This is a genomic window from Methylobacter sp. Wu1 (assembly GCF_036553575.1).
In the GTDB taxonomy this organism is placed as follows: Bacteria; Pseudomonadota; Gammaproteobacteria; order Methylococcales; family Methylomonadaceae; genus Methylobacter.
The window spans coordinates 18,799-31,059 of record NZ_JAZHOC010000050.1 but is presented as its reverse complement, the minus strand read 5'-3'; the positions used below and the strand labels follow the sequence as shown (position 1 = coordinate 31,059).

14 protein-coding genes are annotated in these 12,261 nt (G+C 45.7%); 13 read left to right on the top strand and 1 reads right to left on the bottom strand.

Annotated features, from left to right (window positions below):
• The first annotated feature begins 224 nt into the window (after positions 1 to 224).
• The 5 genes from dusA (at position 225) to V2P20_RS08960 (ending at position 5,325) form a co-directional block, all read left to right on the top strand.
• Entirely contained in the window at positions 225 to 1,226 is a 1,002-nt protein-coding gene (dusA, locus tag V2P20_RS08980; RefSeq protein ID WP_331817866.1) for a tRNA dihydrouridine(20/20a) synthase DusA, read from the top strand.
• The gene (folE, locus tag V2P20_RS08975) at positions 1,226 to 1,807 is read left to right on the top strand and encodes a GTP cyclohydrolase I FolE (protein WP_194968827.1); all 582 of its coding nucleotides are present in this window, start codon (positions 1,226 to 1,228) and stop codon (positions 1,805 to 1,807) included. The genes dusA and folE overlap by 1 nt, the downstream gene beginning before the upstream one ends.
• Positions 1,808 to 1,816: 9 nt before the next feature.
• Positions 1,817 to 2,800: a ferrochelatase gene (hemH, locus tag V2P20_RS08970; RefSeq protein WP_331817865.1), complete on the top strand. Its 984-nt coding sequence runs from the start codon at positions 1,817 to 1,819 to the stop codon at positions 2,798 to 2,800.
• Between the two features lie 183 nt (positions 2,801 to 2,983).
• A complete protein-coding gene (locus tag V2P20_RS08965) occupies positions 2,984 to 4,582 on the top strand; it encodes a DNA mismatch repair protein MutS (protein WP_331817864.1) in 1,599 nt (532 codons plus the stop codon).
• Between the two features lie 170 nt (positions 4,583 to 4,752).
• Positions 4,753 to 5,325, top strand: a complete 573-nt coding sequence (locus tag V2P20_RS08960; RefSeq protein WP_331817863.1) for a lytic transglycosylase domain-containing protein — start codon at positions 4,753 to 4,755, stop codon at positions 5,323 to 5,325.
• 69 nt (positions 5,326 to 5,394) lie between these two features.
• On the opposite strand, the gene V2P20_RS08955 is transcribed toward V2P20_RS08960, so the two are convergent.
• Entirely contained in the window at positions 5,395 to 5,979 is a 585-nt protein-coding gene (locus V2P20_RS08955; RefSeq protein WP_331817862.1) for a Maf family nucleotide pyrophosphatase, read from the bottom strand.
• Positions 5,980 to 6,030: 51 nt separating this feature from the next.
• Here V2P20_RS08955 and V2P20_RS08950 point away from each other — a divergent pair, with 51 nt between their 5' ends.
• The 8 genes from V2P20_RS08950 to fabF all read left to right on the top strand — a co-directional run bounded on the left by V2P20_RS08950 (position 6,031) and on the right by fabF (position 12,236).
• Positions 6,031 to 6,564 carry a YceD family protein gene (locus V2P20_RS08950; RefSeq protein ID WP_228778889.1) on the top strand — a complete coding sequence of 178 codons (534 nt, stop codon included), beginning with the start codon at positions 6,031 to 6,033 and terminating at the stop codon, positions 6,562 to 6,564.
• On the top strand, positions 6,564 to 6,746 hold the full coding sequence (gene rpmF, locus V2P20_RS08945) for a 50S ribosomal protein L32 (protein ID WP_081679042.1): 183 nt from the start codon (positions 6,564 to 6,566) through the stop codon (positions 6,744 to 6,746). Before V2P20_RS08950 ends, rpmF begins: the two co-directional genes overlap by 1 nt.
• 85 nt (positions 6,747 to 6,831) lie before the next feature.
• Entirely contained in the window at positions 6,832 to 7,860 is a 1,029-nt protein-coding gene (gene plsX, locus V2P20_RS08940) for a phosphate acyltransferase PlsX (RefSeq protein ID WP_331817861.1), read from the top strand.
• Positions 7,857 to 8,825 carry a beta-ketoacyl-ACP synthase III gene (locus V2P20_RS08935; RefSeq protein WP_331817860.1) on the top strand — a complete coding sequence of 323 codons (969 nt, stop codon included), beginning with the start codon at positions 7,857 to 7,859 and terminating at the stop codon, positions 8,823 to 8,825. The genes plsX and V2P20_RS08935 overlap by 4 nt, the downstream gene beginning before the upstream one ends.
• A gap of 21 nt (positions 8,826 to 8,846) precedes the next feature.
• Positions 8,847 to 9,797, top strand: a complete 951-nt coding sequence (gene fabD / locus V2P20_RS08930) for an ACP S-malonyltransferase (RefSeq protein WP_331817859.1) — start codon at positions 8,847 to 8,849, stop codon at positions 9,795 to 9,797.
• Positions 9,790 to 10,518 carry a 3-oxoacyl-ACP reductase FabG gene (fabG, locus tag V2P20_RS08925; protein WP_331817858.1) on the top strand — a complete coding sequence of 243 codons (729 nt, stop codon included), beginning with the start codon at positions 9,790 to 9,792 and terminating at the stop codon, positions 10,516 to 10,518. The genes fabD and fabG overlap by 8 nt, the downstream gene beginning before the upstream one ends.
• A 145-nt stretch (positions 10,519 to 10,663) precedes the next feature.
• Positions 10,664 to 10,900, top strand: coding sequence for an acyl carrier protein (gene acpP, locus V2P20_RS08920; protein ID WP_194968761.1), 237 nt, complete (start codon positions 10,664 to 10,666; stop codon positions 10,898 to 10,900).
• A 91-nt stretch (positions 10,901 to 10,991) separates the two neighbouring features.
• Positions 10,992 to 12,236 (top strand): beta-ketoacyl-ACP synthase II, encoded by a 1,245-nt coding sequence (fabF, locus tag V2P20_RS08915; protein WP_331817857.1) that lies wholly within the window; start codon positions 10,992 to 10,994, stop codon positions 12,234 to 12,236.
• The last annotated feature ends 25 nt before the right edge of the window (positions 12,237 to 12,261 follow it).

Genomic DNA, 12,261 nt, shown 5'->3' with positions numbered 1-12,261 from the left:
ATAGCAAGCTTAACAAGCGGACAATTGAGCAGCCATTTTCAATTTTGTGTCCTTTCCTAGTTGCATAGAGAACGGCGCCTAAAATAATGCTCAATGATCGACAGCAAGATGTTAAATTCTCGAGCACCGTCATTTCGATTTCTTTTTCTTGACTTCCGTCCAACTAATACGTCAAGCGTTATTTATTCCAGCGAATCTTTTTGCCATCAATCATTTTGTTGACAATGCCCAATACAGATAAATACACAGAAACCAAGGCAACAACGCATCATGTCTTTTGCATCGCCCCCATGCTGGACTGGACAGATAAACACTGCCGTTATTTCCACCGCCTGATTTCACAACATGCCTTCTTGTATACTGAAATGGTCACAACTGGCGCTCTATTACATGGTGATCATCATCGGTTTTTACAGTTTGATGCAACCGAGCATCCTGTCTCATTTCAATTGGGCGGCAGCCATCCCAAGGATTTGGCGACTTGTGCAAAGATGGTTGAAGATTATGGATATGACGAAGTTAATCTAAACGTCGGCTGCCCCAGTGATCGGGTTCAGAACGGTCGCTTCGGGGCCTGCCTGATGGCAGAGCCGGAACTTGTCGCCGAGTGTGTGGAGGCAATGCGGCAGGCGGTTTCAATTCCGGTAACGGTCAAATCGAGAATAGGCATTGACGAGCGCGATTCATACGAAGAACTGGTGCATTTTATAGCGACTGTGGCCGATGCCGGCTGCCGCACTTTTATCGTTCATGCCAGAAAAGCTTGGCTAAGCGGTCTGTCGCCCAAGCAAAACCGCGAAGTTCCACCGTTACGCCACGACATGGTCTATCAGTTAAAAAATGATTTTCCGGCACTGGAAATTATCTTGAACGGCGGCATTACAACATTGGATCAGGCTGAAGAGATCCTGAAACATGTCGATGGGGTCATGATGGGGCGGGAAGCCTATCACAATCCGTATCTTCTGGCCGACGTGGATAAGCGTTTTTTTACCGAGTCCCGTGAACCCAAGTCACGGCAGGAAATAGTGATGCGGCTAATTCCTTACATTCAACAGCAACTTGGAACCGGTGCTCGCTTGAATAATATTTCTCGGCATATTTTGGGCCTGTTTCACGGTGAAACCGGCGCACGAGGCTGGCGCCGGCATATCAGTGAAAATGTCAGTACACCCGATGCGGATGAAAATGTCATTTTGGATGCATTAAAATTCACTGCTCAATGATGTATAATAGCAAGCCTTTTACAATTGAGACTGAAACAATGGAAGAGCATTTTTCCAAAATTATCGAAGCAGTCGGTGAAGACTTAAATCGAGAAGGCCTGATCGATACACCCAAACGCGCAGCCAAGGCCTTTAAATTTCTGAACAACGGCTACGGTAAGACGCTGGATGAAGTGCTTAACGGCGCTATTTTTACAGCAGACACCGAAGACATGGTTATCGTTAAGGATATTGAATTGTATTCCTTATGTGAGCACCATTTACTGCCGTTCATCGGCAAATGCCATGTCGGCTATTTGCCAAAAGGCAAAGTGCTCGGCCTGTCCAAAATCGCTCGTGTTGTCGATATGTATGCGCGACGCCTGCAAATTCAGGAAAAATTGACCAAGCAAATTGCTGATGCCATTGAGATTGCAACCGGCGCCAGAGGCGTTGCTGTGGTTATCGAAGCCAAGCATTTATGCATGATGATGCGCGGCATCGAAAAACAAAATTCAGTCATGACGACATCGGTAATGACAGGTGTGTTTCGCAAAGAGATCAGCACCCGTTCTGAATTCTTAAATCTGATAAACCGCTAGGCTTTTTACATGCCGCCTCAAAGCGCCACCGCCAATAAAACGGGCGTTCTATTGGTGAACCTGGGGTCGCCAGCGGCACCTACTACTTCGGCAGTCAGGCGCTTTCTCAAAGAGTTTCTTGGCGATCCTCGCGTAGTCAATCTGCCGCGTCCTCTATGGTGGGTGATACTACGTTTTTTCATTCTGCCTTTCCGTCCGCACAGGTCGACGGCTGCTTATCGCAAAATATGGGATGAAAAGGGATCGCCTTTAGTTTTTTTGACCCGCCAACTGACCGATATGGTCGCTCAACGATTAAATGCCAAAGGCGTTATAACCGATTATGCAATGCGCTATGGCAAACCTTCCATAGCCGAGCAGTTAAACGCCCTTAAAAAACAAGGCATCGACAATCTGATCATCCTGCCGCTTTATCCTCAATACTCTTCAACAACAACGGCATCCGTATATGATGATCTGATCAAGGAACTGAACCGCTGGCGGCATCTGCCCAGCTTTCAGTTTATCAGTGATTATCATCAGGATGAGCATTATATTGCTGCGGTTGTTGAGTCTATTGAGAAAATCTGGCGCCAACAAGGAAGGAACGATCTGCTCCTGATGTCTTTCCATGGCTTGCCTGAGCAGTTAACCAAATGGGGCGATCCTTATTTTCATCAGTGCCATAAAACTGCCGCTTTGATTGCGGAGAAGCTCGATCTCGACAAAGAAAAGTGGCGTGTTGTATTTCAGTCCAGATTTGGCAAGGCACAATGGCTTAAACCTTATTGCGCGGAAACACTGCAAAATCTTGCAAGACAGGGGGTTAAAAAAATTGATGTGGTTTGCCCGGGGTTCGCCGTGGACTGTCTGGAGACTCTGGAAGAGATCGCCATGGAAAATAAAGCCCTGTTCATTAAAGCCGGCGGTGAGACCTATCGCTATATTCCTGCTCTTAACGATTCAAAGCTTCATGCTGATGCTATAGTTAAGCTAATTGAACAAAAACTTTGAAAATTATCCGCATAAAAGGGTACGATTCAATCTGTGCAATATATCGCTTAACGCGCAGCCTTTCTTTTGCCAGCATCGGCGTGAGCAAGAGATTGATGTCTCGAATAAAAAACATCATGCTATCCGGCGTTTTCGCGGCGATTATAGTTTTTAGTGTCCCGGTAAAAATAAAGAGCTAAAGTGATGAAAGAAACCATATTACAAAGTTGGCAGGATGCTATTTGGCCTACTGTTCAATCCAGCAAACCGCTGAAAACCGGCGAGGGCGTCATTGATGAGCGCTCCTTCAATACGATCGAGGTCAACGAAGTGTTTGATGCCATTAATCATGCGTCAACTCTGGTAGGGCAGGCAGTCCTGTTTCGCTCTTTAACACAGCCGCTGGACGTTATCGAGGATATTCAAGCAAAGCAGGAAGCCGTCGAGGAACTTCGCAATAACCCGACATTAAAAGACAGCATCGAGCGCATCGTGCAAAACGCAGCGGCGCATGAAAAAAACTTTTACTTGCTTTTGTTCGGCGAATTCCTCGGGTCTTTTGGTACAGCTCGGGAAGAGCATGAAATCGAAGGTTACGGTTATCTGCAGTATAAAAGAGGCATTCGGCTTATGCTTGAGCTGGTTGACCAGATTCAATCCAGTGAAGCACCTAAGAGCCGCTATCTCGCAGGCATTTTTGAAAAAATAAAAGCTTTCGCGGAAACCCGGTCTTACTCACTGATGGAAGGACCTGCCTATATCACTGAAAACGGCATTCGATCCAAGCGGGAGAGAGAAGGCTCGTTTTCTCCGGCCATCATATTCAGGCCTCGTATCTTCAAGCCACTTCTGCTGGCGTTGGTGTTCGTTATTATTTGGGTGCTGGCACATCTGTTTCCGACGGATATGTTCCGGATTTCAGTGGAAGTCATCCCGACCTTTTCCATCTTTTTTATTCCTTTGTTACTGGTTTATTTTCCGGTAGTAGGAGGTTTTGACCGAGATAGCTGTATTATCCCGTTAAGGAATGAGTTTAAAAACTCACAGACGGTTGGTGAAACACTGGATGCATTGGGGCAATTGGATGAATTGCTCTCATTTATAAAATTTGCCGATGCGTTTGGCGGCGATATGGTTTTGCCCAAGCTGATTGAGGCCGACCACCATCGCATCAATCTTGTCGATGCCAGAAACCCGGTTTTGGGCAAGCAAAATCCCCAATATGTTGGTAATGATTTTGTTTTGGAGGATGACAAATTGGTCCTGGTAACGGGGCCTAATAGCGGGGGTAAAACCGCATTTTGTAAAACGGTCACTCAAATCCAATTACTGGCGCAAATAGGATGTTATGTGCCTGCCAAATCCGCAATCCTTACCGTAGCGGATAGAATTTTTTATCAGGTGCCGGAAATTAGTCATTTGGATGACGGGGAAGGGCGCTTTGGTACTGAATTGAAAAGAACTAAAGATATTTTTTTAGCAACCACGGCTAAAAGTCTGGTTGTGCTGGATGAGTTGTCCGAAGGCACGACTTTTGAGGAAAAGATGGAATCTTCTGCCAATGTGCTTAACGGATTTTATCGAAAAGGCAACAGCACCGTATTAATCACTCATAATCATCAGCTTGTCGATAGTTTTGTCAGTAAAGGCATAGGTTTGCCCAAACAAGTCGAGTTTTCTAATGATGCACCGACTTATAAACTTATCCCCGGCATTTCCCGCATCAGCCATGCTGATCGCGTTGCTAAAAAGATAGGCTTTTCAAAAGAAGATATAGACAACTATCTGTCCGATTCCAAGTAAAAAATTGTTCTGCTTCTGGCAGTGTAATCAAGTTTTTACTATCCTTATAAGGACAGTAAATCAATATCCGCTGTTCTCGCATAGCCCTATAACGATGGGGCTATGTTGGTATTGGTTTGCCAGAGATGCTGCGCATGCAGTTTTGAATCTGACTAGGAAAAATAACAAAAATGATAAGAGTCGCTGTTGTTTTATTGTTTGCCTTGTTTGCGTCCAATCAAGTTCTGGCTGATGTTTATAAATATGTTGACCCTGAAGGGCATGTCTATTACACGGACGACCCTAAAAACAGCCTCTATAAGCGCATCATTCGGACCAGACCCAAGAGTTACGCAAAAGCATTGCCTTTTGTAAGCGTCAACAGGAAAAGATATGCAGACATGATAGCCCAGGCTGCTGCCCGGCATCAGGTTGACGAGAAGTTGCTGCATGCCGTGATTCAGGCGGAGTCGGCCTATGACGCCACCGCCGTTTCATCGGCCGGAGCAGTGGGGCTAATGCAATTAATGCCGGACACTGCAAGGCGCTATGGTGTTACGGACCGCCGCGATCCTGACCAGAATATTGATGGTGGAACACGATACTTGAAAGATTTGCTGCGAATGTTTGATTCGAACCTGGACTTGGCTGTTGCGGCCTATAATGCCGGCGAAAATGCAGTTATAAGATATAACAAATCAATTCCGCCATACCCTGAAACACGCAATTATGTAAAACAGGTCTTGGCTCTCTACAATAGATAAGTGTTTTACCCCAGAGAATTTGCTGTGGATTGCATGATTCTAAGGTAATATGGTTAAAAAATTTTTCCGTTAAAGCACATGAATGCCAAATTTCTCCAATAAGGAAGTCAGTTTAATCAAAGGCAAGCCCGTCAAGGCGTTCGGATCATCGCCTTGAATTTTTTCAAACAACACGATCCCCAGGCTTTCAGACTTAAAGCTGCCGGCACAATCGTAAGGTTTCTCAAGGTCGACATAGTGTTCAATCTGTCGGCATGACAGTGTTTTAAAATAGGCGGTACAGATATCCAAATCAGTCAAGCAACACATTGTATTGCTGTCTATAATGCAGATGCTGGTAAAAAACGTAACGGCATTTCCTGATGCCGCCTGGAGTTGCTCTATTGCTCTGGCTCGACCGCCTGGCTTGTGCAATTGTTGGCCATTGAGTACGGCGACTTGATCTGAACCGATAATAAGATGGTCGGGGTACTTTTCACATAGCGCTTGCGCTTTTAATTTCCCTAACCGCAATGCGAGCGCTTCCGGAGCTTCGTGCTCAAGCGGTCTTTCATCGACTTCAGGGCTGATAGCTTTAAATTTCAAATGAAGTTTTTTCAATAATGCTTGTCTATAAGGTGAACTTGACGCCAGAATTAAGTTATTGATTTTCATATTGCCAATTGTTGTAAGTTTGACGCAGTTATTGATTCCAGATATTATTGTATGGTTATGTTAGATCGATTGCCTGAATATGTCGACCCTTTGCAGCTCGCAGATAAGCGAGCTGAATTGAAGGGCAAAATACCTTTAAACAGCATGGATCGTTTAGCGGAATCACTGCTGAGCGACGCCGGGACTGTTGCTGTTGATCTTTTTTTTGGACGGGAAGGAAGACTGGCCAAAATTGAGGGACACATAGAGGCGATTCTGGAACTTGAATGCCAAAACTGTTTGCAGGCTATGGAATGGCCCGTCAGTGCTGACATCAAACTGGGTATTGTTACCTCAATAGATCAAGCAGATAGATTGCCCGAAGATTATGAACCTTTATTGATTGAAGAAGAGAAAATACCTCTTAAGGATATCGTTGAAGACGAGTTGTTACTGGCTCTGCCAACTTTTCCAAAGCATCAGCACGCGTGTTCAGTGCCGGATGCAGACTTTAACAAGAAAGATCAATTATCTGATGAGGAGCAATCGGCCCCTGAAAATCCTTTTTCCATCTTAGCCAAACTTAAAAAAACTGGAGATTTATAATGGCAGTACAAAAAAGTAAAGTATCACGTTCAAGACGTGGTCAACGTCGTTCACATGATGCTTTAACCAGCAGAGCATTATCTCAAGACCCGATGACAGGTGAAACTCATTTGCGTCACCACGTCACTCCAGACGGTTTCTTCAAAGGTCGCCAAATCGTAACGACTGGCGACGAAGATTAATCAATCTTTCTCCCTTTTAGAATGATGATATGCCGAACCCGATTGGGTTCGGCTTTTTATAATAATTCCGGAGTCATTCGTAAGCGTGAGTTTAACAATTTCGATTGATGCGATGGGCGGGGATCATGGTCCTGAAGTTACCATTCCAGCATCATTGGATTGTTTGAAAAGCAATCCAGACTTAAAACTGATCTTAGTAGGCGATGAAGCTGTTTTAAAACCACAGTTAACAGAAGCATTAATTGAATTCAAGGATAGACTCACTATTCATCATGCGTCGCAGTGCGTCGGCATGGATGAGTCACCATCCAAGGCGCTAAAGAACAAGAAAGATTCATCAATGCGGGTGGCTATTAACCTGGTTCGTGACGGCCATGCCGATGCCTGCGTTAGCGCCGGCAATACCGGTGCATTAATGGCGACCGCTCGTTTTGTTCTGAAAATGATTCCAGGCGTTGACCGCCCCGCCATTATTTCTACTTTACCGTCAATTTATGGGCATACCCACGCGCTTGACCTCGGGGGTAACGTAGACTGCAGTGCGGAACATCTTTTTCAGTTTGCTGTCATGGGCGCCGAATTGGTTAAAGCCGTAGAAAATATTGAGAACCCGAAAGTCGGTCTGCTAAATATCGGCGAGGAAGATGTAAAAGGTAATGAGCAGGTTAAAGCTGCAGCAAAATTACTGGAAAATTCATCGTTAAATTATATCGGTTATGTAGAAGGTGATTCTTTAAATGCAGGAAGTATTAAAGTTGATCTGATTGTCGCCGACGGCTTCGTAGGCAATGTTGCGCTGAAATCGATTGAAGGCGCGGCCAAAATGATCGGGACAGCGCTCAAAGAAGCCTTTAACAGAAACATTTTGACCAAGCTTGCGGGATTACTTGTTTACCCGGTCCTCAAGTCATTCAAAAAGCGCATTGATCCGCGACTCTATAACGGCGCCAGCTTTCTGGGACTGCGCGGGCTTGTTATCAAAAGCCATGGAGGAGCCGATGTGTTGGCTTTTAAAACAGCCATACATCTTGCCGAAGTTGAAGTCAAAAAAGATATTATCAGAAAAATAAGCGAGCAAGTTGAACAAACTTTGGCAAGGAGAGAGAGCGCATGATCCGCTATTCAAGAGTAATCGGTACCGGCGGATATCTGCCAGAAGAAGTTCGCACGAATGATCATATATCGCAAACTGTAGATACATCCGATAGTTGGATTCATGAGCGCACCGGCATTAAAAGCCGACGCATTGCCGGGCCGAATGAAACGGCTTCAAGCATGGCTGAGATTGCGGCGAGGCAAGCCATAGATGCGGCACAAATTGATCCTGAGGAAATTGATTTAATAATTGTCGCAACAGGGACGCCCGATCGCGTTTATCCGAGCACAGGCTGTCTGTTGCAACAGCGTTTAGGCATTAAAAACTGCGTAGCTTTCGATGTACAAGCAGCTTGTTCAGGTTCAATATTCGCCTTGAGCATTGCCGATCAATACATTAAAACAGGCGCGGCCAAAAAAGTGCTTGTCGTCGGCTCTGAAATCTGTTCACGCATTATTGACTGGACTGATCGCGGCACTTGCGTTTTATTCGGTGACGGCGCCGGCGCCCTGTTACTGGGCTCTTCAAATGAAGCCGGCATCTTGTCAACGCATATCCACTCCGACGGCGAATATGAAGATCTGCTTTACTGTCCGAATCCACAGGCGGCCGCCGAGCTTAATAAAGACGAGACCGGTTACGTAAAAATGCGCGGCAACGAAGTGTTTAAGATCGCTGTAAACACATTAGGCCGTATTGTTGATGAAACGCTGGAAGCCAACAATATGCAGAAATCCGATGTGCATTGGCTGGTGCCTCACCAGGCTAACATACGCATCATTGCAGCAACAGCCAAAAAATTAAAAATGCCTATGGATCATGTTGTTTTAACGCTTGAAAATCAGGGCAACACATCCTCTGCTTCAGTGCTTCTCGCATTTAATGAAGCTGTGCGCGACGGCCGCATCCAGCGCGGACAAGTGGTGTTGCTTGAAGCGTTTGGCGCAGGGTTTACATGGGGTTCTGCATTAATTAAATACTAATAACTATAAACAAGCGTATTAATGAGCAAGCAAAATTATAATTTGGCTTTTGTTTTTCCGGGACAAGGTTCTCAATCCGTCGGCATGATGTCGGAGCTGGCCGAAAGCTATCCAGAAGTAAAACAGATCTTTGAACAGGCATCCGATGCATTAGGAAAAGATTTGTGGTCTATTGTATCTTCAGGGCCTGAAGAAGATCTTAATCAAACGCACAATACACAGCCAGCCATGTTGGCTGCTGGCGTTGCCATCTGGAAAGTTTGGTGCAAGCAGAGCAATATCCGTCCGGCCTGGATGGCGGGTCATAGCCTTGGCGAATACACTGCGCTGGTTTGTTCGGACGCAATATCCTTTGAAGACGGAATAAAACTGGTGGCAGCAAGAGGCCGGTTAATGCAGGAAGCTGTGCCTGCGGGCGTTGGCGCCATGGCGGCAATTTTGGGACTTGAAGACCATCAGGTTGTCAAAGTATGTGCGGATGCTGCAGAAAATGAGGTTGTCTCAGCCGTTAATTTTAATGCCCCGGGGCAGGTCGTTATTGCCGGGCATACAGCAGCTGTCGAAAGAGCTATAGCTGCCGCAAAGGAAGCTGGCGCTAAACGCGCGGTACAGTTACCGGTCAGCGTCCCATCTCACTGCGCACTGATGCAGCCAGCGGCCGAAAAACTGGATGAACAATTGCAGAATATAGCCATCAGCGCTCCCAAAATGACATTGATTCATAATGTAGATGTTGCAGCACACAGTGCATCGGAGGTCATTCGAAGCGTACTGAAAGAGCAACTCTATAAACCCGTGCGTTGGGTTGACAGCATTAAGTTTATGCATGACCAAGGCGTTACCCATTTTGTTGAGTGCGGCCCCGGCAAGGTATTGATTGGTTTAAACAAGCGCATCGCGAAAGATGCCGAGCATATGGCTATATATAACCCGGAGACTTTAAATAAAGTATTGGAGCAGTTAAATGACTAAGCAAGTAGCATTAGTGACAGGCGCCAGTCGCGGTATCGGCAGAGCAATCGCCGAAAGATTGGCCGAGGATGGTTTTTTTGTGGTTGGCACAGCAACTTCCGATAATGGCGCCGATTTAATTTCTGCTTATCTCGGTGAAAACGGCAAAGGCTTAAAACTTGATGTGGCCGATCCTGAGTCGATTGCTGAAGTTGTTAAAACAGTTACCGATGAGTATGGAGCCCCCGCAGTATTGGTCAACAATGCCGGCATTACGCGCGATAACCTGCTCATGCGCATGAAGGACGAAGACTGGGATGATATTATCAATACGAATTTGACTTCGGTTTTTCGCATGAGCAAAGCTGTCCTGCGCGGCATGATGAAGGCAAAAACAGGGCGTATCATCAATATATCGTCTGTGGTTGGCGCTACAGGCAATGCAGGCCAAGCAAATTACGCCGCGGCAAAGGCCGGCATGATCGGTTTCGCCAAATCGATGGCTAAAGAAGTGGGTTCACGCAATATCACCATCAATACGGTAGCGCCCGGGTTTATCGATACTGACATGACCAAGGAATTGGGTGAGGACGTTAAAAATTCCTTATTAACTTCCATTCCTTTGGCTCGACTGGGCGAAGCCAGAGAAATTGCCCATGCCGTTTCATTTTTGGCTTCAGAAGGTGCCGCTTATATCACCGGTGAAACCATTCATGTAAACGGTGGCATGTTTATGCCTTAATATTGTGAGATTTTTGCAATATAAAGTATAATCCCCCCGCCGTCTGGAATTGCCGGAGACGGGATTTCTAGTAAAGTTAATAACAATACTATTGTAAGTTTCTAACCAAATACAAACAAACTTACATTGTTTGAGGATAATAATTATGAGTAACATTGAAGAACGAGTAAAAAAAATTGTAGCTGAGCAATTGGGCGTTAAAGAAGATATCGCTACTGATGCTTCATTTGTAGATGATCTTGGTGCTGATTCTCTGGATACAGTTGAACTCGTTATGGCTCTTGAGGAAGAATTCGAATGTGAAATTCCAGACGATGAAGCTGAAAAAATTACAACTGTTCAACAAGCTATCGATTACGTAGAAAAAAACGCAGCGCAGTAGCCTGTCTTTTAGTGGATGGACCTTCTCGTTCATCCACTAATCAGAATAAAGTCTTTCTTACCTCCCTATACATTTCTTACGGTACATTACATTGAGCAAACGTCGAGTCGTAATAACTGGATTAGGCGCTGTCACGCCTTTAGCTAACACTGTCGCTGAAACTTGGGACGGTATTATCAACGGTAGAAGCGGCATCACTCCAATTGATTCTTTTGACATTTCTCCATTTGCCACTACGTTTGGCGGCGTCATAAGAAATTTCGACATTACTCACTATATTCCCGACAAAGATGCCAAACGAATGGATGCTTTTATTCATTATGGCATCGCTGCCGGTTGCCAGGCTATTGAGGACTCAGGCATTGAAGTCACCGAGGCTAATGCTGAGCGTATCGGCGTGGCAATTGGTGCAGGTATAGGCGGAATTACCGGAATTGAAGAATGTTATGTCACTTATGACAAAGGCGGCCCACGTCGTATTTCGCCATTCTTTGTGCCGGGCAATATTATTAATATGATCTCAGGCAACCTTTCAATCAAATATGGATTAAAAGGTCCCAACTTTTCCATTGTTACGGCCTGCTCAACAGGTACGCACAATATTGGCGATGCTGCACGTTTAATTAAATACGGCGATGCCGATGTTATGGTCGCTGGCGGTGCTGAGCGCTGCACTACCTCGCCAACGGCCATGGGTGGTTTTGCCTCTGCAAAAGCCTTGTCACGCCGCAATGATAATCCCCAGGCAGCTAGCCGCCCTTGGGATAGAGATCGAGATGGTTTCGTATTGAGCGATGGCTCCGGGGTGGTTGTCCTGGAAGAACTGGAACATGCAAAAGCGCGCGGCGCAAAAATTTATGCTGAAGTGGTCGGCTATGGCATGAGCGGCGATGCCTATCATATCACAACCCCTTCCGTAGGGGGCGAAGGTGCAGCCCGTTGCATGCGCAATGCCTTGCGTGATGCGGGCATAAATGCGGATCAGGTTGATTATATCAATGCGCATGGTACTTCAACGCCTGCCGGCGATATCGGAGAAACCCAGGCAATGAAAGCAGCTTTAGGCGAGCACGCCTATAAAGTTGCTGTCAGCTCAACTAAATCCATGATAGGACATTTGTTAGGCGCTGCCGGCGGCATTGAAGCTGTGCTCACAGCCTTAAGCATCAAAAATCAGATTGCTCCGCCAACGATTAACCTGGAAAATCAAGACCCAGAATGTGATCTTGATTATGTGCCCAATACAGCCAGAGATATGAAAATTGATATAGCCATATCCAACTCATTCGGTTTTGGCGGCACTAACGGATCTATAGTTTTTAAACGTTACGAGTAACGCTGCAACGTATCACCCAATACGT